Source organism: Mammaliicoccus sp. RAM2 (assembly GCF_045897195.1).
GTDB lineage: Bacteria > Bacillota > Bacilli > Staphylococcales > Staphylococcaceae > Mammaliicoccus > Mammaliicoccus sciuri.
In genome coordinates, this window is the sequence record NZ_JBJNWI010000004.1 from 231,905 (window position 1) to 258,690 (window position 26,786).

The 26,786-nt window shown below is 32.6% G+C and carries 24 protein-coding genes; 2 read left to right on the plus strand and 22 right to left on the minus strand.

Annotation, left to right across the window (positions count from 1 at the left end; translation table 11 throughout):
• Positions 1 to 16 precede the first annotated feature (16 nt).
• The 10 genes from hslU to ylqF all read right to left on the minus strand — a co-directional run bounded on the left by hslU (position 17) and on the right by ylqF (position 12,058).
• A complete protein-coding gene (gene hslU / locus ACJTHF_RS07890) occupies positions 17 to 1,399 on the minus strand; it encodes an ATP-dependent protease ATPase subunit HslU (RefSeq protein WP_048542780.1) in 1,383 nt (460 codons plus the stop codon).
• Positions 1,400 to 1,436: 37 nt separating this feature from the next.
• Positions 1,437 to 1,979: an ATP-dependent protease subunit HslV gene (gene hslV, locus ACJTHF_RS07895; protein WP_037560086.1), complete on the minus strand. Its 543-nt coding sequence runs from the start codon at positions 1,977 to 1,979 to the stop codon at positions 1,437 to 1,439.
• 13 nt (positions 1,980 to 1,992) lie between these two features.
• Positions 1,993 to 2,874: a tyrosine recombinase XerC gene (xerC, locus tag ACJTHF_RS07900; protein WP_048542559.1), complete on the minus strand. Its 882-nt coding sequence runs from the start codon at positions 2,872 to 2,874 to the stop codon at positions 1,993 to 1,995.
• 62 nt (positions 2,875 to 2,936) lie between these two features.
• Positions 2,937 to 4,241 (minus strand): FADH(2)-oxidizing methylenetetrahydrofolate--tRNA-(uracil(54)-C(5))-methyltransferase TrmFO, encoded by a 1,305-nt coding sequence (trmFO, locus tag ACJTHF_RS07905; RefSeq protein WP_058591381.1) that lies wholly within the window; start codon positions 4,239 to 4,241, stop codon positions 2,937 to 2,939.
• Between the two features lie 185 nt (positions 4,242 to 4,426).
• A complete protein-coding gene (topA, locus tag ACJTHF_RS07910; protein WP_048542555.1) occupies positions 4,427 to 6,499 on the minus strand; it encodes a type I DNA topoisomerase in 2,073 nt (690 codons plus the stop codon).
• Between the two features lie 88 nt (positions 6,500 to 6,587).
• Positions 6,588 to 8,042 (minus strand): DNA-processing protein DprA, encoded by a 1,455-nt coding sequence (dprA, locus tag ACJTHF_RS07915; RefSeq protein ID WP_084754753.1) that lies wholly within the window; start codon positions 8,040 to 8,042, stop codon positions 6,588 to 6,590.
• A 177-nt stretch (positions 8,043 to 8,219) separates the two neighbouring features.
• The gene (sucD, locus tag ACJTHF_RS07920) at positions 8,220 to 9,128 is read right to left on the minus strand and encodes a succinate--CoA ligase subunit alpha (RefSeq protein WP_025905314.1); all 909 of its coding nucleotides are present in this window, start codon (positions 9,126 to 9,128) and stop codon (positions 8,220 to 8,222) included.
• Positions 9,129 to 9,145: 17 nt separating this feature from the next.
• The gene (sucC, locus tag ACJTHF_RS07925; RefSeq protein ID WP_025905313.1) at positions 9,146 to 10,312 is read right to left on the minus strand and encodes an ADP-forming succinate--CoA ligase subunit beta; all 1,167 of its coding nucleotides are present in this window, start codon (positions 10,310 to 10,312) and stop codon (positions 9,146 to 9,148) included.
• Positions 10,313 to 10,416: 104 nt separating this feature from the next.
• Entirely contained in the window at positions 10,417 to 11,193 is a 777-nt protein-coding gene (locus tag ACJTHF_RS07930) for a ribonuclease HII (RefSeq protein ID WP_058591380.1), read from the minus strand.
• Positions 11,174 to 12,058, minus strand: a complete 885-nt coding sequence (gene ylqF, locus ACJTHF_RS07935; RefSeq protein WP_025905311.1) for a ribosome biogenesis GTPase YlqF — start codon at positions 12,056 to 12,058, stop codon at positions 11,174 to 11,176. The genes ACJTHF_RS07930 and ylqF overlap by 20 nt, the downstream gene beginning before the upstream one ends.
• A gap of 72 nt (positions 12,059 to 12,130) precedes the next feature.
• Between ylqF and ACJTHF_RS07940 the strand changes: the two genes are divergently transcribed.
• Complete coding sequence (locus ACJTHF_RS07940) at positions 12,131 to 13,060, plus strand: glycosyltransferase family 2 protein (RefSeq protein ID WP_058591378.1); 930 nt, start codon at positions 12,131 to 12,133, stop codon at positions 13,058 to 13,060.
• A gap of 18 nt (positions 13,061 to 13,078) precedes the next feature.
• Entirely contained in the window at positions 13,079 to 15,679 is a 2,601-nt protein-coding gene (locus ACJTHF_RS07945; RefSeq protein WP_058591377.1) for a YfhO family protein, read from the plus strand.
• A gap of 143 nt (positions 15,680 to 15,822) precedes the next feature.
• Here ACJTHF_RS07945 and rplS read toward each other — a convergent pair whose 3' ends face one another.
• The 12 genes from rplS to ACJTHF_RS08005 all read right to left on the minus strand — a co-directional run bounded on the left by rplS (position 15,823) and on the right by ACJTHF_RS08005 (position 26,732).
• Complete coding sequence (gene rplS, locus ACJTHF_RS07950; RefSeq protein WP_025905308.1) at positions 15,823 to 16,173, minus strand: 50S ribosomal protein L19; 351 nt, start codon at positions 16,171 to 16,173, stop codon at positions 15,823 to 15,825.
• A gap of 128 nt (positions 16,174 to 16,301) precedes the next feature.
• Positions 16,302 to 17,024, minus strand: a complete 723-nt coding sequence (gene trmD, locus ACJTHF_RS07955) for a tRNA (guanosine(37)-N1)-methyltransferase TrmD (protein ID WP_058591376.1) — start codon at positions 17,022 to 17,024, stop codon at positions 16,302 to 16,304.
• Positions 17,024 to 17,524: a ribosome maturation factor RimM gene (gene rimM / locus ACJTHF_RS07960; protein ID WP_058591375.1), complete on the minus strand. Its 501-nt coding sequence runs from the start codon at positions 17,522 to 17,524 to the stop codon at positions 17,024 to 17,026. The genes trmD and rimM overlap by 1 nt, the downstream gene beginning before the upstream one ends.
• 66 nt (positions 17,525 to 17,590) lie before the next feature.
• On the minus strand, positions 17,591 to 17,818 hold the full coding sequence (locus ACJTHF_RS07965; protein WP_025905305.1) for a KH domain-containing protein: 228 nt from the start codon (positions 17,816 to 17,818) through the stop codon (positions 17,591 to 17,593).
• A gap of 16 nt (positions 17,819 to 17,834) precedes the next feature.
• Positions 17,835 to 18,110 (minus strand): 30S ribosomal protein S16, encoded by a 276-nt coding sequence (gene rpsP / locus ACJTHF_RS07970; RefSeq protein WP_016910739.1) that lies wholly within the window; start codon positions 18,108 to 18,110, stop codon positions 17,835 to 17,837.
• A gap of 192 nt (positions 18,111 to 18,302) precedes the next feature.
• A complete protein-coding gene (gene ffh, locus ACJTHF_RS07975) occupies positions 18,303 to 19,667 on the minus strand; it encodes a signal recognition particle protein (RefSeq protein ID WP_049319125.1) in 1,365 nt (454 codons plus the stop codon).
• A 12-nt stretch (positions 19,668 to 19,679) separates the two neighbouring features.
• Positions 19,680 to 20,015, minus strand: a complete 336-nt coding sequence (locus ACJTHF_RS07980) for a putative DNA-binding protein (protein WP_025905303.1) — start codon at positions 20,013 to 20,015, stop codon at positions 19,680 to 19,682.
• Positions 20,002 to 21,174 (minus strand): signal recognition particle-docking protein FtsY, encoded by a 1,173-nt coding sequence (ftsY, locus tag ACJTHF_RS07985; RefSeq protein ID WP_058591374.1) that lies wholly within the window; start codon positions 21,172 to 21,174, stop codon positions 20,002 to 20,004. Before ftsY ends, ACJTHF_RS07980 begins: the two co-directional genes overlap by 14 nt.
• Complete coding sequence (gene smc / locus ACJTHF_RS07990) at positions 21,171 to 24,737, minus strand: chromosome segregation protein SMC (RefSeq protein ID WP_232157188.1); 3,567 nt, start codon at positions 24,735 to 24,737, stop codon at positions 21,171 to 21,173. Before smc ends, ftsY begins: the two co-directional genes overlap by 4 nt.
• Positions 24,738 to 24,747: 10 nt before the next feature.
• Positions 24,748 to 25,467 carry a ribonuclease III gene (gene rnc, locus ACJTHF_RS07995; RefSeq protein ID WP_048542532.1) on the minus strand — a complete coding sequence of 240 codons (720 nt, stop codon included), beginning with the start codon at positions 25,465 to 25,467 and terminating at the stop codon, positions 24,748 to 24,750.
• A 167-nt stretch (positions 25,468 to 25,634) separates the two neighbouring features.
• Positions 25,635 to 26,258, minus strand: coding sequence for a CHAP domain-containing protein (locus ACJTHF_RS08000; RefSeq protein WP_025905299.1), 624 nt, complete (start codon positions 26,256 to 26,258; stop codon positions 25,635 to 25,637).
• A 228-nt stretch (positions 26,259 to 26,486) separates the two neighbouring features.
• On the minus strand, positions 26,487 to 26,732 hold the full coding sequence (locus ACJTHF_RS08005) for a hypothetical protein (RefSeq protein ID WP_058591372.1): 246 nt from the start codon (positions 26,730 to 26,732) through the stop codon (positions 26,487 to 26,489).
• Positions 26,733 to 26,786: the final 54 nt, after the last annotated feature.

The following is a 26,786-nucleotide window of genomic DNA, read 5'->3' on the forward strand; positions in this document are numbered from 1 at the left end:
AATTTTTTCTCCTTTTTTATAGAATAAATGCGCTTAAGTCTTTATTTGTCGCAATAGATTCTAATTTTTGATTAACATATTCAGGTGTTATATCTACAACTGCATTTGGCATATTCGATGCTTCGAAAGAAAGATCTTCTAGCATTTTTTCAAGTATAGTATGCAGCCTTCTTGCTCCGATATTATCTGTTTCTTGATTAACTTGAAAAGCAATTTCAGCTAAACGATTAATGGCTTCATCTGTAAAGTTGATTGTCACCATTTCAGTTTCCAACAATGCTTTGTATTGATCAAGAAGTGATTGTTTCGGTTCTTTTAATATTTTAACGAAATCTTCAGTTGTTAAACTATCTAATTCAACACGAATTGGAAATCTACCTTGTAACTCAGGTATTAAATCACTTGGTTTAGACATATGGAACGCACCTGCACCAATAAACAAAATGTGTTCAGTATTAATTGAACCATATTTCGTTTGAACGACACTACCTTCAACAATTGGTAAGATATCTCTTTGTACACCTTGTCGAGATACATCTTGACCACCGTTACTGTTGCTCACAGCAATTTTATCGATTTCATCGATGAATACCATGCCCATTTGTTCAGTTAATTGAATCGCTTCTTCATTAACTGACTCTTGGTCAATCAATTCATTCGCAATTTCATCTGTTAAAATTTTTCGCGCTGACTTAACTGGCAAGTTTCTTTCAACTTTTTTCTTAGGCATCATTTGACTAAGCATATCTTGCATTTGAGGGTTGTTTTCCATTCCCATCATGCCAAGTGTTTGTTGTTCTTGTTCTACTTTTATTTTGACGATTTCTTCTTCAAGTTCACCGTTTAATAATTGTTTCTTAATATCTTCACGTTTTGTTTTTATTTCTTCGGTTGGTGTTTCTTCGACTTCTTCTTGTTGATTGAAGTTCGGGAATTGTCCACCAAACAATGACTCTAATGGATTATTACTATTACTTTGTGCTTTTTTCTTCATACTTGGCACAAGCAATTTCACTAATTTTTCATTAGCTTTTTGAGTTGCCTCATCAAGAACGCCTTTTTTCTTTTCTTCTTTAACAAGTCGACGACCAACTTCAACAAGGTCACGTATCATACTTTCAACATCTCTACCTACATAACCTACTTCAGTAAATTTAGTAGCTTCTACTTTTACAAAAGGTGCACCAACTAATCTAGCCATTCTTCTAGCTATTTCAGTCTTACCTACACCTGTAGGTCCTATCATTAGAATGTTTTTAGGTATGATTTCGTTTCTAAGTTGTTCATCTAATAAACTTCGTCTATAGCGATTTCTTAAAGCTATTGCTACTTTACGCTTAGCATCTTGTTGACCAATGATATGATCATTTAATCGATCAACGATATCATGCGGTGTCATTTTTAATTGATTTTGTGACAACCTTAAACCCCTCCAATTATATTTCTTCAACTTTTATTTCATGGTTTGTAAATACACAAATATCTGCAGCCGTATTAAGTGAAGCTTCTGCAATTTCTTTAGCCGATAAATGAGGTGCATATGATTTAAGCGCTCTACCAGCACTTAAAGCGTAATTACCACCAGAACCAATTGCAATGATACCATCATCTGGCTCAATCACTTCTCCAGTACCACTTACGACTAATAAATCTGTTTCGTTCATAACAATGAGCATCGCTTCAAGTTGACGTAACATTTTATCTCCACGCCATTCTTGAGCAAGCTCAACTGCAGCTCTCGTTAAATTACCGCTATATTCTTGTAATTTAACTTCAAATTTTTCGAATAAAGTAAATGCGTCTGCAACACTGCCAGCGAAACCAGCAACAACTTTATCATGATATAATCTTCTAACTTTTCTTGCAGTTTGTTTCATGATGACTTGCTCACCTAATGTAACTTGACCGTCACCTGCCATTGCAGAATGACCATTATGTCTTATTGCAAATATAGTTGTAGCATGTAATGAAGAACTCATTATCAAATCTCCTTTACGCACGTGGATGTGCTGATAAGTATACTTTTCTTAATTGATCTTTTGTAACATGTGTATATTGACTTGTCGTTGATAAACTTTCATGTCCTAGTAAACTTTGAACACTTCTCATATCGGCTCCTTGATTCAACAAATGTGTTGCAAAAGTATGCCTTAATTTATGAGGGTGAATATGATACACACCTTGCGTTCTCTTTACGATTTCGTTGAGTGCATATCTTACACCACGTTCAGTTATAGGTTTACCTCTCATGTTTACTATCAAGAAATCATGATCTAAACGCATTTGACTTCTAAATTGTTCAATATAGTCAACGATTGCACTTTGACAATACTCTCCAAAAGGAACAATACGTTCTTTATTCCCTTTACCTAGCACTTTGACAAATGCATAATTCAAATCAATATCACTTATTTGAATATGAACTAATTCTGACACTCGAATACCTGTTGCATAAAGCAACTCAAGTATGACGCGATCTCTTATATTCGTTTTTTTACCATCATCTAGTGTCTTAAATAGCTTTTCCATTTCTTCTTCATAGAAAAAGCTTGGTAAATGATGTTCTTTTTTTGGATGTACAAGTTGAATAAATGGATTCTGAATATCACTATCAACACTCATCCAATATTGATATAAAGATCTTAATGTAGAAATTTTACGCGAAACACTCGTCCTTTTATGTCCTTTATCATACAAAAACGCAAGGTATCTCCTTGCATCTTTATATTCAAATGATTCTAAGGATAAATGTTCTGATTGTAAAAAATCATTAAATTCATTCAAATCAAGTTGATATGCATTTAAAGTATGGGTGGAAAAATGTTTTTCATAAGTTAACATATCAACAAACTGTTGTTCAATTGTATGTACCATAACTCATTCCTCCCATTTTATCTGAATTGTATCACAATTCTAAAAAATCTTAAAATAATTTACTAAAGCATTACTTTAAATGAATCTAAATGTTTTAATGCACGATTTGCAAGTGTTTCATACCGTTCTTTCTTATCTTTAATACGTTTTTCTAATGTAGGTAACAAACCAAAGTTCGCATTCATTGGTTGGAAGTTCTTATTATTATTTGCATGTGTAATGTAATAAGCCATACTTCCGATTACTGTTTCTCTAGGGAAAACAATTGGATCAAGGTCTGAAACGAGTTTACTTGCATTAATACCTGCAATTAATCCGCTTGCTGCACTTTCAACATATCCTTCTACACCTGTCATTTGACCAGCAAAGAATAAATCTTCTCTTGATTTTAATTGATAAGTTTCTTTAAGAGCATTTGGTGAATTAATGAAAGTATTTCGATGCATCACACCGTAACGTACGATATCAACATTTTCTAATCCAGGTATAAGTGAAATAACTTCTTTTTGCGCGCCCCATTTTAAATGTGTTTGGAAACCTACGATATTATATAAAGTTCCAGCTGCATCATCTTGTCTTAATTGAACAACTGCATATGGTCTTTTACCAGTTTTAGGATCTTCTAAACCTACAGGCTTCATAGGACCAAATAATAGAGTTTTCTTACCACGTTCTGCCATAACTTCAAATGGCATACAACCTTCAAAATAAATTTCTTTTTCGAATTCTTTTAAAGGCACAACTTCAGCATTTATAAGTGCATCATAAAAAGTATTGAATTCTTCTTCAGTCATTGGACAATTTAAGTATGCTGCATCACCTTTGTCATAGCGTGATTTCAAATATACTTTATCCATGTTAATAGATTCTTTTTCAATAATTGGTGCAGCTGCGTCATAGAAGTACAGTTGTTCTTCACCCGTAATGTTCATAATTTGTTTCGTTAAACTTTCTGTCGTTAAAGGACCTGTTGCAATAATTGTTGGCCCATCAGGTATCTTTGTAATTTCTTCGTTCTTTACTGTAATATTCGGATGATTTTTTAGCGTGTCTGTAATATATCCCGCAAAATCATGTCGATCGACAGCTAGTGCACCTCCCGCTGGTACACGCGCATTATCTGCTGCTTTTATAATTAATGAATCTAATTGTCTCATTTCTTCTTTTAAGACACCGACAGCATTTGTTAATTGATTACCTCTTAGTGAATTAGAACATACAAGTTCTGCAAATTTATCTGTATGATGCGCTGGTGTTTGTTTTACCGGTCTCATTTCATATAGATTAACATTGAATCCTCTCTTGGCAATTTGATATGCCGCTTCCGAACCTGCTAATCCAGCACCGATAACATTAATTGAAGTCATTATTTATGCCTCCTTGATTTTCGAATTTTTTATTCCATATTGAATTGTATAACAAATCTGAATTTAATCAAATGATAAAGTGATGATAAATTTTAAAAATTAGTGACGTTTTACTATTAAAACAATAAATCAAAAAACAAGTGCAAAAAGTTATGTTAAAAATAACTTTTTGCACTGTATGATAACTATTTTTGTTCTTGCTCTTTATAATCACAATTTGGACATATAACTTGAGCTGATTTTCCTTTCTTACGTTCAACAAGTACTGTTTCACATTTAGGACATGAACGATCTAAAGGTTTATCCCATGATGTATAATCACATTCTGGGTATCTTGAACAACCATAGAACACTCTGTTCTTTTTAGATTTACGTTCGACAACTTCTCCCTCTTTACACTTAGGACATTTAACGCCAATCGTTTTAATGATTGCTTTTGTATTTCTACAATCTGGAAAATTTGAACAAGCCATAAACTTACCGTATCGGCCCATTTTATAAACCATTGGTGAACCGCATAATTCGCAATCCTCACCGGCAGGTTCATCTTTAATTTCAATTTTCTCCATTTCTTCTTCTGCTCTTGCTACATCGATTTTAAAGTTTTCATAGAACATATCTATGACTTTCTTCCACTCAATTTCACCATCTGCTACTTTATCGAGCAATGTTTCCATATTAACTGTAAAGTCAACATCGATAATTTCAGGGAAGTATTCTTTAACTGACTCATGTACGATTTCTCCTAACTCTGTAGGCACAAATCGTTTCTGGTCTAATTTTACGTAGTTTCTTTTTTGAATCGTATCGATTGTAGGTGCATAAGTTGAAGGTCTACCGATTCTTAATTCTTCTAAAGTTTTAACTAAACGTGCTTCAGTGTATCGTGGTGGTGGTTGAGTGAAATGTTGCTTTGGATCGATTTTCTCAGCCGTAACGATATCACCTTTTTCTAACGGTGGTAATTTACCTTCTTTTTCTTCATCAGTATCATCTTTAGCTTCAACATATACTTTCATGAAACCTTTAAATTTGATTGTTTGACCATTTGCTCTGAATTTTAAATCGCCTTGTGTAATATCTGCTGCAACTGTATCAGCAATAGCAGGTGCCATTTGACTTGCCATAAAACGTTCCCAAATCAATTTATATAATCGATATTGATCTCTAGATAAGAATGTTTTCATTTGATCTGGTGTACGTTCCACACTTGTCGGTCTAACTGCTTCATGGGCATCTTGTGCGCCTTGTTTACCTTTTGTTGCTTTTGCCTTAGATAAATACTCTTTACCGTACTCTTTTTCAATAAATGATGCTGCTTCAGCTTGAGCACTATCAGCTATACGTGTAGAGTCCGTTCTCATATAAGTAATCAAACCAACAGTACCTTGTTTTTTCAAATCTATACCTTCGTATAATTGTTGTGCTAACATCATCGTTTTTCTAGCTTTAAAATTCAACTTACGTGATGCTTCTTGTTGTAAAGATGAAGTTGTAAATGATTTCGCAGGATATCTTAATTTTTCTTTCTTAGTGACTTGTGTAACTTCAAATTTATCTCCATCTAATTGTGTTGTAATTTTTTGTACGTCTTTTTCATTTTTTAATTTAACGGGTTTACTTTTCTCATGTAAAAACTTCGCACTAAATGTTTTAGTTTTATGTTTAAATAAACCTTCGATTGTCCAGTATTCTTCTGGATTAAAATTATTAATTTCGTTTTCACGATCTATAACGAGTCTTAATGCAACAGATTGTACACGACCTGCTGATAAACCTTTTTTAACTTTCTTCCATAACACTGGAGAAATGTTATACCCAACAAGTCTATCTAATACACGTCTCGCTTGTTGTGCATCAACTAATTCATGTTCAATTTCTCTAGGATGCTTAAAGCTATCTTTTACTGCATCTTTTGTTATTTCGTTAAATACGACTCTTGATTTTTTATTTTCATCTATATCTAATATATGTGCTAAATGCCACGCAATTGCTTCACCTTCACGATCGGGGTCACTTGCGAGATAAACGTTTTTTGCTTTTTTTGCATAGCGTTTTAAATCTTTTACAACTGGCCCTTTGCCGCGAATCGTAATATATCTAGGTTCATAATTATTTTCAACATCTACGCCCATTTGACTACGAGGTAAATCTCTAACATGCCCCATAGATGCAACGACTTTATATTTTTTTCCTAAATATTTTTCAATGGTTTTTGCTTTTGCGGGCGATTCAACGATGACAAGATTTTCTGCCAAAGTAAGTCCCCCTTGCTATTCTATTGATTACAAATGTAAATGATAAACTGATAAATTCAGCTTTGTCAATTAAAACATTTTATAAAATTTATTTTTGTTCAGTAAATATACAATAATCCTCAATGATATCTTGAGCATTTTGTACGAGCTTAGCACCTTCTTTTATTCTATTATTGCCACCTTTGCTTAAAGATTGAAAAATCGTGCCCGGGCAACAATAAACATTTCTATTTTGTTCCAATGCCAAGTCTATCGTGATTAAAGAACCACTCCGTTCATTTGCTTCAGTGACTAATACACCTTGTGACAATCCACTAATAATACGATTTCTTTCTGGAAAACGCCATTTTTGAACTTTCGTTGTTGGATAATACTCAGATATGACGAGGTAATCTTTACGCATCAGTTCACTTATATATTGTGTCGCTTTAGGATAATGATAATCTAAACCAAATGCAGCAACACCTATAGTTTGACCACTATACTCTATCGCTTTTAAATGCGCAAAATAATCTGCACCCATCGCCATACCAGAAACAATCGTAATATGCGACTTAACCAGTTCTGGCACGATAGCATCACAAATTTGTTCTGAATATTGTGTAGCCTTCCTTGAACCGACTATAGCCAATTTTTGTTTATTTTGCAATAACGACATATTACCCATTCCAAAAAGTACAAGTGGATAATCATAAATTTCCTTTAGTAAAGTTGGATAACAATCCTCATCAGAAAATACCATTTGAATATTTCTTTTCTCTAATGAAGCACGTATTTTATCTATATTACTATCATTATATTTGTGATACATCGTTAATATTGTTCTCTCTTTTAAACCACTTTTATGTACAAAATCAATAAACGTAGTTCTATATGAAAGAAAATTTAACTCAGAATCATAACGAATCATCTTGTGAATTTGATTAGTCGTAAAACCACTGTAAACTAATTTTAAAATTGATTGTTGATAATCATTCATAAATATACACCTCTTATAATGTAGATTTTTTCTATTTTTTGGCGGGCGGCTAACGATCTTGTTTTGGTTTCTTATATTTGGAAATTTATAAAATTCTGAGCGTAATAGTACTTGCGAGCGGTTTGGTATGTGGTTTCTTAGTGTAAATGTGGGATTTGAAAATACTAAATAGTGATGTATTGGTAGATTTAGATTTATTTCTTGAAGTATTGATTGGAGGGTATTTTTAGCTTTGTATAATTGTACAAATGGTGATGTGTAACGTTTATTATAAGAACTCTTTATATAGTTGTCATAGATTTCGAAATCACCATAGTAGTGTTTAACTTCTAATATACTTATTTGACTATTATGTATGATTAAAAAATCTATTTGTACTGCATTTGAAGATACAAATTCAAGATTATGACTAAACACAATTTGATGTTGTTGCTTTAGTAGATTTTCTACTAGTTGTTCGCCTTCATAACCTTTAAACTTATTCATGATTTCAGAATCATGACAGTCTTCACTTAATCTTGATGTTAGTGCATTTACATATGCTATTTCATAGTTGTGATTCATGCCTCACTCCTGTTTGTTAATATTTTACATATATTATAGTTTATGCATTTAATATTGTCCACGAAAAAACCACTAACAAACTAAAATTTAGTTCATTAACGGCTATATAAATTTAAACACCAAATAAGCACAGTGCTTTTCTATTGAAGAAAGACACTGTACTTATATATATGGTTATTATTTAACTGTTAGACATTTTTCGTATAAACCGTCTTCTTTTTTAATACGGTTTATAAGTGTTTCAGCGATAACAGATGGTGTATCTGCTGTATCAATACCACAGTCATTTAAAGTTTTGATTTTTTCAGATGCAGTACCTTTACCACCTGAAATGATTGCACCAGCATGACCCATACGTTTTCCTGGAGGTGCTGTTTGACCACCAATGAATCCTACTACTGGTTTTGTCATGTTAGCTTTAATCCATTCAGCTGCTTCTTCTTCAGCAGTACCACCGATTTCACCAATCATAACAACTGCATATGTTTCGTCGTCTTCATTAAATGCTTTTAATACATCAATGAAGTCTGTACCATTAACTGGGTCTCCACCAATACCAACAGCTGTCGTTTGACCGATACCTGCTTGAGTTAATTGATGAACCGCTTCATATGTTAATGTACCTGAACGTGAAACTACGCCTACGTGACCTTTTTTATGGATGTAACCAGGCATAATACCAATTTTACATTCATCTGCAGTGATCACACCAGGACAGTTTGGTCCTACTAAGCGTGTTTTCTTACCTTCTAAGTATCTCTTAACTTTAATCATATCAATAACAGGAATATGTTCTGTGATACAAATAGCTAAGTCTAATTCAGCATCTGCACTTTCAATAATCGCATCAGCTGCAAATGGAGCTGGTACATATATAACTGAAACAGTTGCGCCAGTTTCAGCGACTGCTTCTTCTATAGTGTTAAATACTGGTACACCTTCAACCACTTGCCCACCTTTACCAGGTGTTACCCCAGCAACGATTTGAGTACCATATTCTAGCATTTGTTTAGTATGGAAAAGTGCTGTTGCACCCGTAATACCTTGAACTAATACTTTTGTATTTTTATCGATGTATACACTCACGTAACTCTCCGCCTTTCTTATCGTTCTTGAACTAATTTAACAATTTTTTGAGCACCATCAGCCATGATAGATGCTGGCTCGATTGCTAAACCAGATTCTTTTAAGATTTGTTTACCTTGTTCAACATTAGTACCTTCAAGTCTTACAACTAAAGGCATGTCTAATTCAACTTCTTTAGCAGCAGCTACGATACCTTCAGCAATGACATCACATTTCATGATTCCACCAAAGATATTTACAAAGATACCTTCAACTTGTGAATCACCTAAGATGATTTTGAATGCTTCAGTAACTTTTTCTTTTGTTGCGCCGCCCCCAACGTCAAGGAAGTTAGCCGGATTACCGCCAAAGTGATTAATTGTATCCATCGTAGCCATAGCTAAGCCAGCTCCGTTTACCATACAACCGATGTTTCCATCAAGTGCGATATAAGATAAGTCGTATTTAGAAGCTTCAATTTCTTTTTCGTCTTCTTCTTCTAAATCGCGCATTTCAACGATATCTTTATGTCTGAATAAAGCGTTATCATCGAAGTTTACTTTTGCATCAAGTGCTAATACTTCACCACTTCCTGTTGTAACAAGTGGGTTAATTTCAACAATTGAGCAGTCTTTTTCTACAAACACATTATATAAAGACATCATTAATTTAACAGCTTTGTTAACTGATTCTTTAGGGATGTTAATATTAAATGCTATTCTTCTAGCTTGGTATGGCATTAATCCAGTAACAGGATCAATTACTTCTTTGAAGATTTTTTCAGGAGTTGCTGCTGCAACTTCTTCAATTTCAGTTCCGCCTTCTTCTGAAGCCATTAAAGTAATTCTGTCTGTAGCTCTATCGATAACGAACCCAATGTAATATTCTTTTTGAATATCGCATCCTTCTTCGATAAGAAGACGTTTTACTTCTTTACCTTCAGGGCCAGTTTGATGTGTAACAAGTACTTTGCCTAATAATTCTTTAGCATATTCACGTACTTCATCAATTGATTTAGCAATTTTAACGCCACCAGCTTTACCACGTCCGCCAGCATGGATTTGCGCTTTAACAACATATACATTTGAATCTAATTCTTTCGCTTTTTCTACTGCTTCAGCAGGTGAAAAAGCCACTGAACCATTAGGTACAGCTACGCCCATAGAGCGAAAAATCTCTTTACCTTGATACTCATGGATATTCATTCTCCATCCTCCTAATACATACAATAATGTTTGCTTACTTCTCAATTATAGAAAATGTAAGCGTTATTGTAAACAAGGAGAGTCCAATTTTACGAATTGTTAGACTAATATTTCACTTTTGATTTGATAGGTTCAAAAGTTTTACGGTGTATCGGTGTAATACCATAATTTTCGAGCCCTTCTAAATGTGCTTTTGTTCCATATCCTTTGTTTTTATCAAAATCATATCCAGGATAATCAATATGGTATTGAGACATTAATTTATCACGATATTCTTTAGCAATCACACTCGCTGCTGCTATTGAGACACTATTTAAGTCTCCTTTAATAATAGATGTTTGTGGAATGTCATTATCTAACTTCATCGCATCTATTAATAAGTGGTCTGGTTTGATTAACAATTGGTCTATTGCTCGCTGCATCGCTACCTTTGTTGCTTCATATATATTGAGTTCATCAATTTCTTCTACCGTTGCAATGCCAATACCTACTGCACGTGCACGATTATATATTTCTTGTTCGAAATAAGAACGTTTAGCTTGTGATAAAGCTTTTGAATCTGTAATGCCTAAATATTGATGGTTTTGTTCAAGAATAACCGCACTTGCTACGACCGGGCCTGCAAGTGGACCTCTCCCTACCTCATCAATCCCACAAATAACAGCATCTTTGTTTAAGTCTAATACTTGTTTTTCATATTGATTCATTTGAATATATTTATCATGAAGTTGTTCTATTTTTTCTAACTGCTTGATTCGCTTACTTAATGCACTTTGAACACCTTTACGTTCATCTTCGTTATAAGGTGATGCTTCAACTTCTTGAATCGTTAAATATTGTTTAATCTCTTCAACAATTTCTTTAATGCTCTTCTGTTTCATGCATGCCATCCTTCATTTCTTCATATATATCGAAGCAGTAATGACCAATTTTAGCATTACGTAAATCTCTAATGATTAACTCCGTGACAGACTCATAATCTACTTCGTTACCACGTTTTAACATACCTCTTCTTTTACCAATTTGATCAAACAAACCAATGACGTCACCGTCTTCAGGTAATTCAATTTGATAAAATTGTTTTAATTTTTCTGGATCATGATCGATTAAAAAGTTTAATCCATATATCGCAACTTCATCTAAATGTACAATACTGTCTTTAATTGCCCCTGTTAAACTCAGCTTTTTACCAATCGTTTGGTCTTCAAATTTCGGCCATAAAATACCTGGTGTATCTAACAATTCTAATTCTTTTCCTACTTTAATCCATTGTTGTTTTTTCGTAACACCTGGTGTATTACCTGTTTTAGCAATTGATTTTTTGGCTAATTTATTGATAAGTGTGGATTTACCTACATTCGGAATACCAACTATCATAGCTCTGATTGCTCTCGGACGAAGACCTTTACGTTTTTCTCTATCAAATTTTTCTTTAGTGGCAGCTTGTGCAGCTTTCATAAGCTCACCTAAATGTTTACCATGTTTCGAATCAATTTGAACTGGGAAAAAGCCTTGATTTTTAAAGTATTGTGTCCATTTATCTGTCTCACTTTGTTTTGACATGTCTTTTTTATTAAGTATTACAACACGAGGTTTTTGTTTAACAATGTCATCAATCATCGGATTTCTTGAAGATAGCGGAATACGTGCATCGACTAATTCGAATACCACATCTACCATTTTTAATTGTTCTGTTACTTCGCGTCTCGCTTTGGCCATATGACCTGGAAACCATTGAATTGTCATTTATATTTATCCTTTCTTATCTTAAACTATCGAAATATGATATATTAACCATATCTATATAGGAGGTTTGTTATGTTTATTTCAATTATAGTTCCTCTTTATAATGAGGAAACTAACATCTCTATTTTACATGAAAAAGTATCAAACGTCTTTTTAAATTTGCCGCATCAATTCGAAATCATTTTTGTTGATGATGGTTCTACAGATGCTTCTTTGAATTTAATTCAATCACTATCAGAAAAAGACAATCAAGTTAAATACATATCTTTCTCTAAAAATTTCGGCAAAGAATCTGCTATGTATTGTGGACTTGAACACAGTATAGGCGATGCTGTTATTATTATGGATTCAGACCTTCAACACCCACCCGAGATAATCCCACAAATGATTGAATTACATCTTGAAGGCTATCAACAAGTTGTCGCATTACGCAATCGCGACAAAGAGTCATTTTTCAAGAGAATTCCAGCTAAAATATTCTATAAATTATCTAGAAATATGATTGATGTTAAGTTAAAAAGTGGTGAAGGTGACTTTCGATTAATATCTAAAGAAGTTGTTGAGTCTATCATTAAAATGACAGAGTATAACCGATTCTCTAAAGGTATATTTGAATGGGTTGGTTTTAATAAGACAACTATTACATATGATCATCTAGATAGAAATCAAGGACGTTCTAAATATTCCAACTTTAAATTAATCGATTACGCAATTGATGGTATCGTTAGTTTTAATAATAAACCGCTTCGACTATGCTTTTATTTTGGTGGTATTACAATGTTTATCTGTCTTCTATATATTTTAATTACATTTATAAATATTATGATACATGGCATCGAAGAACCCGGTTATTTCACAATTATTTCCGCCATTTTATTCCTAGGTAGCCTTCAATTATTTAGTTTAGGTGTTATAGGTGAATACATTGGTCGTATTTATTATGAAACAAAAGATAGACCAAAATATATTATTCAACAAACAAACCTTAAATCTCACGAATAACACATATAGGTGAATCAAATGATAAATAAAATAAAAACATTTTTTTATAACAACGCTATTTACAAATACATTTTGCTTTTCGGTGTTTTAGCCATTTTAGGTCATACTTATATACTTTATCGCTATTTTAAAGATGGTATTATCTTTACTGGACCAAATGATGGTATCGAACAAATGTTACCAATTCAAATGTATTTATATGAACATTGGACACATGGAACATTTTTCTATTCAACTGATTTAGGTCTTGGTGGAGATATGTTTATGGATTTGTCCTATTACTTCTCTACGAATATTTTGTTCATTATCAATGTCATTTTTGTTTGGTTAGGCTCATTTATCTTCCATTTTAATACGGATCATATGTTATTTTGGGCTCAGAATGCCATTGTCATATCAATCGTAAAGTCATTTTTAATTATGAGTTTTACCTTTTTATATGTTAAGAAGATTGGCTTAAATCGAACTGCTTCAATAGTTGCAGCTTTTCTATTTGCAGTTTCTCCTATTTATTTTAGGTTTACTGTATATTGGCCATTCTTTAGCGATGTCTTTATGCTATTACCATTATTATTATTCAGTATTGAAAGATTTTTAAAAGATAAAAAGATTGGCATGTTTATCGTAATCGTTGCCCTAACGTTTATCAATAACTTTTATTTCGCATACTATCAGTTTTTAACAGGACTCATTTACTTTTTCTATCGATTTATTTTTCAACATAAGGCTGATATCGTACCAAGAATACAACAACTTAAATTACTTGTAGTAGCGAGTATACTTGGTCTTGGAAGTAGTTTATTTATTTTCTTCCACTCTGCCCATAGTTTCATTGGGAATAATCGTGCAATTTATAATGGAACGATTCCATTACTGTCTAACTTTAATAAACATGACAATATATTCTATGACAATTATTTAATTGTAGTACTTTTTATAGCCATTCAGGCGCTTTTAACAATAAAGCTTTACAAACATTATTATTATAGATTATTTAGCATTTTTACGATTATTTTAATGATTGCAAGCTTTATACCTTATGTAGATAGTATTTTTAATGGCTTTTCTGCACCACAAAAAAGATGGCATTATTTATTAACGTTCTTCTCTAGTGGTTTAATTGCGAGTTACGTATATTACTTTAAATCGATTAGCATCAAGCAATATATCATCACCGCCATACCAGGTTTTATTATCATTTTTTCAAGTTATTACGTAACTAAAGATTATGTCAGTTGGATTTGGATGGTACCTATTCTATTTGTAATAGGATTGCTCGTATTAACCATAAAGCGTTTTACACGTTTATTAACACTTGTATTTGCGACAATGATTTTGTTAACTTCTTTCTTAGTCTCAAAAGATCATAGTAAGAACCAAATCTATCACGAAGATCATGAAAGACGTGCAAATAAATTCTTTATTCAAGCAAGTACGTTTGATAGTGGTTTACAACGAAGTCATGTATCACATTTAAATCAACAATTGAATCCTGATGAAAGATTAGGATGGCGCGTATTAACACAAGACAATACACCTATGTATCAACATTTTAAAGGTCTTAGTTTATACTCTAGTATTTTTGATGGCGGTTTAAATCAATATCTTTTTGAAGATGCAAAAGTTAATCTACAAAATGAATCGTTAAGTCGTTATAGCGATATGCAAGATAGATCAAACTTATACAGCCTTTGGTCAACAAAGTATATAATGAAGAAATCATATCAAAAATCATCGCCAGCAAACTTTAAATTGATTCAAGACGATGGCAAATATCAAATATTAGAAAACGAGCAACCGTTACCTGCAGTTAAAGTAACCGATCAATATTATGATGCCAATAATATTCATAAACCGTTAGATCTTGAACATGCTATGATTAAAGGTGTTGTTACAACAGATAAAGATAAAGTTAATTCAGAAATAAACAAAGCACCGAATCTTTTAAATCAAACTACCATTACAACACGTGATGCCGATTATCAACACAATATGTTGACCGTGCCTCGAAATGGAGATGGTTTAACGATTCAGCTACCTAAAAAGTTAACGAATCAATATCAAGATTTATATTTAATGTTACATTTAGAACGGGAATTACCACAATCAAACTTTACAATTCAAGTAAATGATTATCCAAATAATCGTCTCTTCCAAGATTCAAAATATCGCATGAATCAAGATGATTTACTTTATCGTGTGCCAGTACCTAAAGATGGTAAAATATTTATCTCATTAACGAATGGGAAATATATTTTACAATTACAAGGTTTATATGGTGAAAATTATCAAACGTTGAAGCAAGCTCATAAAGAGAAACGTTATACTTACCATGAAAAAAACGGGAAAATTAATATATCTTTAAAAGAACACAAAAAAGGAACAGCAGTCATCAATATACCGTATAGAGAAGGCTTAAAGGCTAAAGTAGACGGTAAAGACAAAGCCATTCACAAAGTCAATCACATTATGTCAGGTATTGATGTAGAACAACAAGACAAAGATATAGAAATCACTTATCAACCACCCTATTTTAAAACGATGATTTTGGTTTCATTTGTTTCAATTATTTTAAGTATCGTCTTCACAAGAAAAGTGAATAGGAAGCTGCAAACTTAAATATATTCGACCCTTATTAGTCAATAAAAAATAAGCATATCACCAGCAACTGAGTAATCAGTTCAGTGATATGCTTATTTATTTTGTCTCGGGATATATGTCCCAATCACTTAAACGCTTAGCAAGCAATGCCAAGGTTTATATTATCTAATTTCTTTAATACGAGCAGCTTTACCACGTAGGCTACGTAAGTAGTAAAGTTTCGCACGACGTACTTTACCGCGACGTTTAACTTCGATTTTCTCGATTTTTGGAGTGTGTACAGGGAATGTACGCTCAACACCAACACCGTAAGAAATTTTACGAACTGTAAACGTTTCAGAAATTCCGCCACCACGACGTTTAATAACTACACCTTCGAACACTTGGATACGTTCGCGGCTACCTTCAACGATACGTACGTGTACAGTTAAAGTGTCACCAGCACGGAATGTTGGAATATCCGTACGTAATTGGTCTTTTGTTACTGCTTCGATTAACTTATTATTACTCATTATATTCTCTCCTTCTGACTATGTTCTTGCCCAATGTAATTGTTTCATATAAATGCTAGCAGCGGATCATAGTGAATTTGTGCTCACACACTTATATTAATATATCACATTGTACAAGTTGATTCAATCTATTTTTTGTTATCATTTAAGAAACGTTTATCCGCTTCTGTTAATGGATAACTTTCTAACAAATCTGGTCTTCTCTGTTGTGTTCTTAACAATGATTGTTCATGTCTCCACTTTTCAATGTTTGCATGATTCCCAGATAATAATACATCTGGTACCTTTAAGCCTTCATAATCTGCTGGTCTAGTGTACTGAGGATGTTCTAATAATCCAGATGAAAATGAATCATCTTCATGTGATACTTGATTGCCAAGAACACCTGGTAATAGTCTTACGATTGCATCTGTCATTGTCATGCTCGCAAGTTCGCCACCCGTTAATACAAAGTCTCCAATTGATATTTCATCGGTTACACAATGTTCTCTAATTCGCTCATCATATCCTTCATAATGACCACAAATAAAAATAATATGATCACTTTCTGATAAAGACTCCGCTTTCGCTTGTGTGAATGGATCACCTTGTGGACACATTAAAATCACACGCGTGTTTTCATCTTTATCTAATGATTGAAGCGCATTGAATACAGGTTCTGGCTTAAGGACCATACCTTGTCCACCACCATAAGGATAATCATCAACTTGTGAATGTTTATTATTCGCAAAATCTCTAAAATTCACTGTATTAAATTGAACAATTTCTTTATCTTGTGCTCGTTTCATTATGGAATGATTGAGTACACCTTCATACATTTCTGGAAACAGTGTTAAATAATCAATCTTCATCAGTCTAATAAACCTTCTAACGGTTCAATTTTAATAGTCTTCAGATCAACATCAACATGTTTAACAACATCTTCAATATAAGGAATTAAATATTCTTTATCTCCCTTAACGACCCATACATCGTTAGCACCTGTCTCCATTATTTCGATTACTCTACCTAACGCTTCTTCATCAACGAACACTGTACAACCAATAATATCTGAATAATAATATTCATTTTCTTCAAGTTCAATCGCTTCATTTAATTGTTCTTGGTAAATTTTAGAACCTTTTAAATGTTCGATATCATTAATGTTATGAATACCTTCAAACGTTAAAAGATGAAAATTCTTGTGCATTCTATGTGATGCTATAGTAAATGAAAATGATTCATTATTTTTCTTAACTGTAATAAGTTGACCTTTATGAAATCGTTCATCGGTAAAGTCAGAATCTGATAATACTTTCACTTCACCTTTAATACCATGTGTATTAACAATTTTGCCTATTTCAACATTCATTGAGCTGTGCCTCCTCAACTGTTTCATTAATTATTAACATTAAAAAAGAGCACCAATTAGGTACTCTTAATTAACTTCTACAAACACTTTCTTGCCTTGCTCGTTCATTGAACCAGACACAATTGTACGAATTGCTTTAATCATTCTGCCCTTCTTACCAATAATTCTGCCAATGTCTTCTTCATGAACGTCTATATTGAACGTAATGCTAGAATCTTGTTCATCTTTAGATATATTGATGTTCTCCGGATAATCTACGAGCGGTACTATAATTGTTTGTATTAATTTTTCCAATATAATCTACGCTTTACTACTTAGAAAGTTTAGAATTATGGAATTTCTCCATGATACCTTGAGTTGATAAGATATCACGAACTGTATCAGTAGGTTTTGCACCGTCAGCTAACCATTTTAAAGCTAACTCTTCGTCAACTTTGATTTCTGCTTCTGGTTTAGCAACTGGATTGTAAGTACCGATTGGTTCGATAATACGACCATCACGTGGAGAACGTGCATCTGCTACTACTATACGATAAAATGGGTTTCTTTTTGACCCTTTACGTGTTAAACGAATTTTAACTGCCATGTTTAAAAAACTCCTTACTCATTTATAATTTCTTTTCTACAAGTAAATACTATAACAGGATATAAATTGTTTGTAAAGTGTTTTCTCTTTACCAATTTAAATTTCATACAAAATAAGAGAGCAAAGCTGGCATTATCCCTTAAAGGTTGCTGCCATAACTTTGCTCTATATTAAAGTTGTATCATACTTCTATTAGAACGGTAAGTTCATTCCTTGGAATGGATTTCCGCCTCGCTTACCTTTTTTACCTTTTTTATTGCTACCTGTAAATTGTTTCATCATTTTCTTCATATCGCCAAATTGCTTGATCAATCTATTTACTTCTTGTAAAGAACGACCTGAACCTTTAGCAATACGACGTTTTCTAGAAACATTTAAAATGTCAGGATTATTTCTTTCTTCTAAAGTCATAGAACGGATAATCGCTTGAACATTATCGATTTGTTTAGGATCCATGTTAGCATTTTTCATGCCTTTCATTTTGTTAGCACCTGGAATCATATTCATCAGATCATCTAACGAACCTAAACCTTTAACTTGTTCTAATTGTTCTAAGAAATCATCAAACGTAAATGAAGATGTTCTCATTTTCTTTTCTAATTCTTTAGCTTTTTCTTCATCGACACCTTGTTGGGCTTTTTCAATTAAACTTAATACGTCACCCATACCTAAAATTCTAGATGCCATACGTTCTGGATGGAACAATTCAAGTCCATCTAGCTTTTCACTCATACCAATAAATTTAATTGGCTTTTCAGTAACAGAACGGATCGAAAGTGCTGCACCACCACGTGTGTCACCATCTAATTTAGTTAATGTTACACCTGTTACATCTAATGTATTATCAAATGATTCTGCAACATTTACAGCATCTTGACCTGTCATAGAGTCTACAACAAGCATAATTTCATCTGGTTTAGATACTTCTTTAACGTCTACAAGCTCATTCATTAATGCTTCATCAATATGCAGACGACCTGCTGTATCGATAATAACAAAGTCTAAATGTTCTTCACGTGCATATTTCAACGCATTCTCAGTAATTTGTTTTGGACTTACTTGATCGCCTTCAGTATATACAGGTATATCAATTTGCTTACCAACCGTTTGTAACTGTTGAATCGCAGCTGGTCTATAAATATCACATGCGACAAGTAATGGCTTTTTGTTATATTTTTTTCTCATTAATAATGCTAATTTACCTGCAGTTGTTGTTTTACCTGCACCTTGTAAACCGACCATCATCACAACAGTAGGTGGTTTACTGCTCATGTTAATTTTACTATTTTCTCCACCCATTAAAGTTGTTAATTCATCTTGAACAATCTTGATGACTTGTTGTCCAGGTGTTAAAGATTGCATAACATCTGCACCTAACGCACGCTCAGATACTGTGTTTACAAAAGATTTAACAACTTTAAAGTTAACGTCTGCTTCTAATAATGCTAATCGTACTTCACGCATCATTGCTTTAATATCTTGCTCTGTAACTTTACCCTTACCTTTGATGCGTTGCATCGTGGCTTGAAGTCTTTCGGATAACCCTTCAAATGCCATAACTTTCTCCTCCTATTCAAGAATTTCTAAGCGTTCTATCGCCTGATTAAGTTCTTGATTATCTCCTGACAATCTTTTTAATTCATCAATAATAGATTGTCTTTCTTTAAATTTTTTAAAGAGCTGTAATTTCGTTTCGTACTCTTCTAATAATTCATCTGTTCGTTTTATATTATCATATACTGCTTGTCGACTCACATGAAATGTCTCTGCAATTTCACTTAGTGCATAATCTTGTAAATAATATAATTCTAAATAATTGCGTTGTTTTTCAGTTAATAATCCTTGATAAAAATCAAATAAGTAATTCATTCTCATTGTTTTTATAAGTTCATTATTTTCCGTCATTTTGATCAGCTTCTTCAGTAGTATTTTCAACAGATTCATTCGCATCTATCATATCTGCAAATAATCCATAAACATAGCTTTCTGCATCAAATGGTTGTAAGTCATCAAGTTTTTCACCGAGTCCTACAAATTTAACTGGAATTTGTAATTCATTACGTATTGCTAACACGATACCACCTTTTGCTGTTCCGTCAAGTTTCGTTAATACGATACCTGTTACTTGTGTCACTTCTTTAAATGATTTAGCTTGTGACAATGCGTTTTGACCAGTTGTAGCATCTAATGCTAATAATACTTCATGTGGTGCTCCAGGTACATTACGATCAATAACTTTTCTAACTTTTTGTAATTCATTCATCAAGTTTGCTTTATTTTGTAATCGTCCTGCTGTATCACAAATTAAAATATCAGCACCTCTATTTTTAGCAGCATTTACAGCATCATACATAACTGCTGCTGGGTCAGAACCTTCTTTTTGACTAATCACTTCTACGCCAACACGTTCTCCCCATACTTTCAATTGTTCAATAGCACCTGCACGGAAAGTATCTCCAGCTGCTAACATGACTTTTTTACCTTCTTGCTTATAACGGTGTGCTAATTTACCAATTGTCGTCGTTTTACCGACACCATTAACACCAACCATTAATATAACATTTAATCGGTCATTTTCAATATTCATTTGATCAATATCTTCATCATCTTGCACATATATTTCGACTATTTTTTCAACGATGACTTCTCTTAATTCAGATGTTTCACTAATATTTTGGCGTTTAGCTTCCATACGTAATTCATCAACAAGTTCCATAACTGTGTTAAATCCAACATCTGCTTGAATTAACATTTCTTCTAATGCTTCAAAGAAATCTTCGTCAACTTTACGGTAAACAGCTAATAAATCATTTAATTTATTTTGGAAGTTCTCTCTAGATTTTTCTAATCCTTGTTTGAACTTAGCACCAAGTTGTTCTGATTCCCATTCTTCAAACTCATCTAATGACATTAATCCATCGTCAAACTGAATCGCTTCAGGATTTTCTTTTTCATTATACTCAGGTTCTAAGTCTTGGACTGGTTGTTCTTCTTGGTTTTCAATTTCTTTGTTTTTTTCTTCACTAGGAGAGAATTTATCCTTTAATCGTTTAAAAAAACTCATGATTGTAATGCCTCCAATTCTTCTTCTTTAATTGATTTTAAGTTAACACTCACAAGTTTAGAAATGCCTGCTTCTTGCATTGTAACACCATATAAGCTATCCGCGTATGACATTGTGCCTTTTCTATGTGTAATGACGATAAATTGAGTTTCTGATTTAAGTTGATCTAAATATTCTGCATATCTTATCACATTTTGTTCATCTAATGCAGCTTCAACTTCATCTAGTATTACAAAAGGCGCTGTACGTGCTTTTAATATTGCAAAGAGTAAACTGATTGCAGATAGCGCACGTTCCCCACCACTAAGTAGCGATAAGTATTGTCGATTCTTACCTGGAGGTTGTACGACAATTTCAACACCAGCATCTAAAATATCTTTATCTGTAAGTTGTAACTCAGCACGTCCACCATTGAAGAGTGATTTAAACACATTTCCAAAATGATGATTCACTTCATCAAAGGTTTCTTTAAATCTAGTAGATACTTCGCCATCCATTTCTAATATGACTTGTTCTAATGTTTCTTTTGCTTCTAATAAATCTGTTCTTTGGTCACTTAAGAATGTATATCTTTCATTAACTTCTTTAAATTGTTCAATCGCATTTAAATTTACATGTCCAAGTTCATCTATAGACATTTTCGTTAATTTAACTGTTTTTCTTGCTTCTGAAATATCTTCTGGCATTTCATACAATGATTGTGCTTTTTCAAAAGTTAATTGATACGTTTCATTTAAGTGTGTCAATTGATGCTCAATCATAATATCTATTTTAGAGTGCTTACTCATCATATCTTGTAAGCCTGTTTCTAAACCAGAAATGCTTTGATGCATAGATTGCGTATCGCGCTCAATTTGCTCAATTTCTTCTTGAATAGATTTATATTTATTTTGATTATCCATCATTTTCGTTTCTATTTTTTGCTTTTTATCTGTAAACAGTTGAATTTGACTTTCGACTTTTTCAAATTGACCACTACCCATATAATCATCGGAATTGATTAATTCAATTTGGTCATTAATCTTAGTTAACGTATGTTCATATTCGTTTAAATCTTCTTTAAGTCGTTTCTTGTCTTGTTCTTTCAAACGATTTCGTTCTTTTTCAACTGCAAGATTTGAACGCTTTTCATTTAATGTATTTTGAATTGTTTTTTCACTATCTTTACTATGTGAAAGAGATGCATTTAATTGATTAATTTCGTTATCAATTTTCTCTATATCTTGTTTAATATTTACAAGTTTATTTTGCTTTTCTTGTAATGTTTCTTGACCTTTCACAAAGCTATAGCCATCATTCTTCTCAAATTCAAACGTTTCATTTTCGTCTTTTAATCGTTTTTCTTTAGCTAATACTGCATCTAATTGTAACGTTACTTCATGCTCTTTAGATCTTAATTCAGTACCTTTTTCTTGTGTTTCAGTTAAGGACTGTTCAATATTTTGAACTTCTTGTTTTAATGCTTTGACATTCTCTTCGATTTGAGTTGTTTGTTGCATAAAGTTCTGATACTTATCTTCAGTCGTTTTCAATTCATCTTTTTGTGATAACAAACTTGCTTTCTTTTCTTTGCCACCACCGGTCATAGCACCACCAGGCGTAATCACATCACCTTCAAGTGTCACAATTCTATGCTTGAACTGAATTAACCTCGCAAGTTGATTGGCAGTTTCTAAATCTTTAGCAATAATTGTACTACCTAACAAATGCTCTACAATATTTCGATATTTCTCGTCATATTTAACGCCATCAGAAGCTACTGTAATGAAACCTTGTTGATTATTAATTTGCTCGATAACAGATTGTGGTATAAATCGTTTTTTAACCACATTCATTGGTAAGAATGTAGCACGGCCTAGCTTTTTATCTTTTAAATATTTAATCGCTAATCGTGCATCTTTTTCTTCTTTTACAATGATATGTTGTAAAGAAGCACCTAGCGCTATTTCTATTGCTGTTGTTAATTTAGAGGGTGTATCGATAATTTCTGCAACTGCACCTTCTATACCATTGAGTGACTTTTCTTTCAGCACATGCTTCACACCAGAATAAAATCCAGAGTATTCATCTTGCATACTCTTTAACGTATTAATACGCGTCTTCATTTGTTCTGTATAACGGTATGCTTGATACAGTTTTGACTCCGTATCTTTATATGCTTGTTCTTTACTTTTCAACAACTTATGATCAGATTTGTATTTTTCAGTTGTTTCTTGAAGTTCTTTTTCAACAGATTGTAGCTTTTCGGTATAAGTCGATTTATCTTCCCAAACACGTTGAAGTTCTTCGTATACTTCTTTTTGTCTGCCATCTAATCTTGATTGTTTTTCTTGATGTGTTGCTAATTTGTCTTCTAAAAATCTAATATCATTATTAATGTCTGATTGTTCTGTCATGAGTTGATAATAACGATCTTTCAATTGTTCAATTTTCTCTTCAAATGTACCTTCTTTATTCGATAATTGACCTTCAAGTCCATTAATTTCTTGCACTAATGCTTGATATCTATCTTTAAATTCTTTCAATTCCACATCTATTTCTTTAATTTGTTCCGTAATTTTGTTAATTCTCATTTGAGAAGCTTGCTTTTCTTCTTCTAGTCTTTCATTTGTCGCATCACTATTTTTTTGACGTTCTTTTAAGACTTCTAATTGACCAGTAAATCTTTCTAATGATTCAGTCGCATCAACTAATGCCTTGTTATCATTTTGAATTTGATTAGAAATCTGATCTCTCGATTTTTTCTTTTCATTTAATTCAAATGTCATAGCGTCTAATTCATTTGTTTTTTGTTCTTTTTGATATTGAAAATGCTCGATCTCTTGTTCAAGCTTTTTAAAATCTTTATTTAAACTTTCAATATCATATACCGTTACAGTAATATCACTCTTTTTCATTTCTTCTTTTAAAGCAATATACTCTTCAGCAATCGCAGCTTCTTCTCTTAGAGGCTCAACTCTTGCCTCTAAATCGAATACAATGTCTTCAACACGATTTAAATTTTGTTCTGTTTCGTCTAATTTTTGTGTCGCTTCTTTTTTACGTTTTTTATATTTTAATACGCCAGCTGCTTCTTCTATGAGATATCTTCTATCACTAGGTTTAGCATTTAATACTTCATCAACTTTACCTTGAGAAATAATACTAAAAGCTTCTTTACCAAGACCTGAATCTAAAAATAGATCTAGGACTGATTTTAAGCGTGTTCGTTCTTTATTTAAATAATATTCACTGTCACCATTTCTATATAAGCGGCGTTCAACTGTTATTGTATCTTCATCTATATTTAATTTTCTTGAATGATTATCCAATGTTAATTTTACTTCTGCATATTGGCACTTTTTACGTTCTTTCGACCCATTAAAGATGACATCTTCCATCTTAGATCCACGTAAACTTTTTGCTGATTGCTCACCGAGAACCCATTTTATAGCATCCGTAATATTACTTTTACCACTACCATTTGGGCCTACAATAGCTGTCACACCATTATCAAAGTCTACATGTGTATGTTCAGCAAAAGATTTAAATCCATATGCATCTATTGATTTTAAATAAACCATAAACTACCCCTTATTGACCATTATTCAACGCTTTTTTAGCAGCATTTTGTTCTGATTCTTTTTTCGTTCTACCTTTTCCTGTTTCTAAAGGTTTGCCATTTAATAGTACTTCAGAAGTAAACATCTTGTGATGTGCTGGACCACTTTCATCTAATAAATGATACGTAATATTACCTTTATTATGACGATGCATATATTCCTGCAATTCTGTTTTATAATCACGATTTGCAGTATAATTTTCATCAACGACATGTGGAAATACAACTTTTTCTAAAAATTGCTCTACAATTTCAAGTCCTTTATCTAAATACAAAGCACCAATAAATGATTCGAATGCATCGGCGATTAATGATGGACGTTCACGACCACCTGTTTTTTCTTCACCTTTACCAAGTAAAAGTAATTCGTTCATATTTAAACTCATTGCAAATGTTACAAGTGATGGTTCACATACAATTGATGCGCGCAGTTTAGTGAGCTTACCTTCTGGAAGTAATGGAAATTTCTTAAATAAAAACTGTGACACCGTCAATTCTAACACCGCGTCTCCTAAGAATTCTAAACGTTCATTATGACTTAATTTATCTAATTTAAAGTCATTAATAAAACTTGAATGCGAGAATGCTTGAACATAAATATCATATTGTTCAAATTCGATATCTATTTCTTTCATAAACGCATCGAATTGAGCTTTAAATTGTGCTATGATTTGTGCTTTATTTTTAACCATGCCTGTCCTCCCTAATATTATGTTTCCTATCTATTTTACGTTATATTTCATAAAAAAAAAAGAATATTATCATAAACGACAATATCCATTGACACAATATATAAAACGTCTGAACAAATTGCATTGTTCAGACGTCTATTTCACTTTATGTAATCATCATTGATTGCTTAATTTGGTCTTATAAACCACATTTCAGTTTCATAATCATGCGTGATACGTTGTGCAACTTCTGTCTTGTCAGCGCCGCCACCATACCAGTTTTGATCTAAACTTGTAAATTGCATCACGTTGCCGTCCGCATTACCGTTTAACACAATCGCTGTATGTCCGGCACCTGATCCGAAATCTTCATTAAATACAACAACGTCTCCAGGTTGTGCTACAAATGATGGTGTATTTTTGTACACTGTTGCTTCACCACTAAAATTATTAGCAGTTGGAATATCTTTTGCATAATCACCGTGTAAACCGTGACCATATAAATAATTCCAATAATAATTCACTAAATCAAAACATTGCCAACCGTAGTAGCCATCAAAATCCCAACCCTTGCCTTCCAATGAATAAACATAATTCATTGCAGCCGTTGAAGATTTCGCAACTTCTTTTTGGACCTTGCTCGATTTCTTATCATAATCTCTATGTTCAACCTCTACGTTCTGTATCTTAGGTGTCTTATCTTTAGATGTATCACTACCGCCGCCATCTTTAGCGTCAGCATGCAAATTCAAATTCAATGCAGTCAAGCTCGTAAATGCAATAGCTAACAATAATTTGCTTTTAATCTTCATACATCCCCCTAATAAATATGTTTTATATATATTCATAAATAATATATTAAAACATTTTATCATATATAAAGTATACTGGATAGGTTATAAAGATTAAGTATTGATTACAAAAAGACCACTAAAAGTATACAGTGGCCTTTACTATGAACATCATTTATCGAACTAACAAATCCATTTAAATAACTGAGAATTAAATCAGATCCTTTATTGCATATAACTTAAATATCGTCATTTACGCTTATTATTTTTTTCGTTACCACGTTTAAAGTTACCAGTAGCTTTTGCTAATAAAAGTTGAACTTCAAAATCATCATAATCTACATCTTCCATTCTACCAATTAATTGCTCTGCTTTATAATTTTTTAAAATAGTTACTGGCTTACCAAAATAAAAAATTCTTATCGTTTTCTTTTTAGTAATATTAAACGTAAATGGCTGCTCTACTAACTTATTACGATTATCAATATTCTTCATATTTATGCGCTCCTATATCAATCGTTTTTTTATTTTGATTGAGATATAGGCATT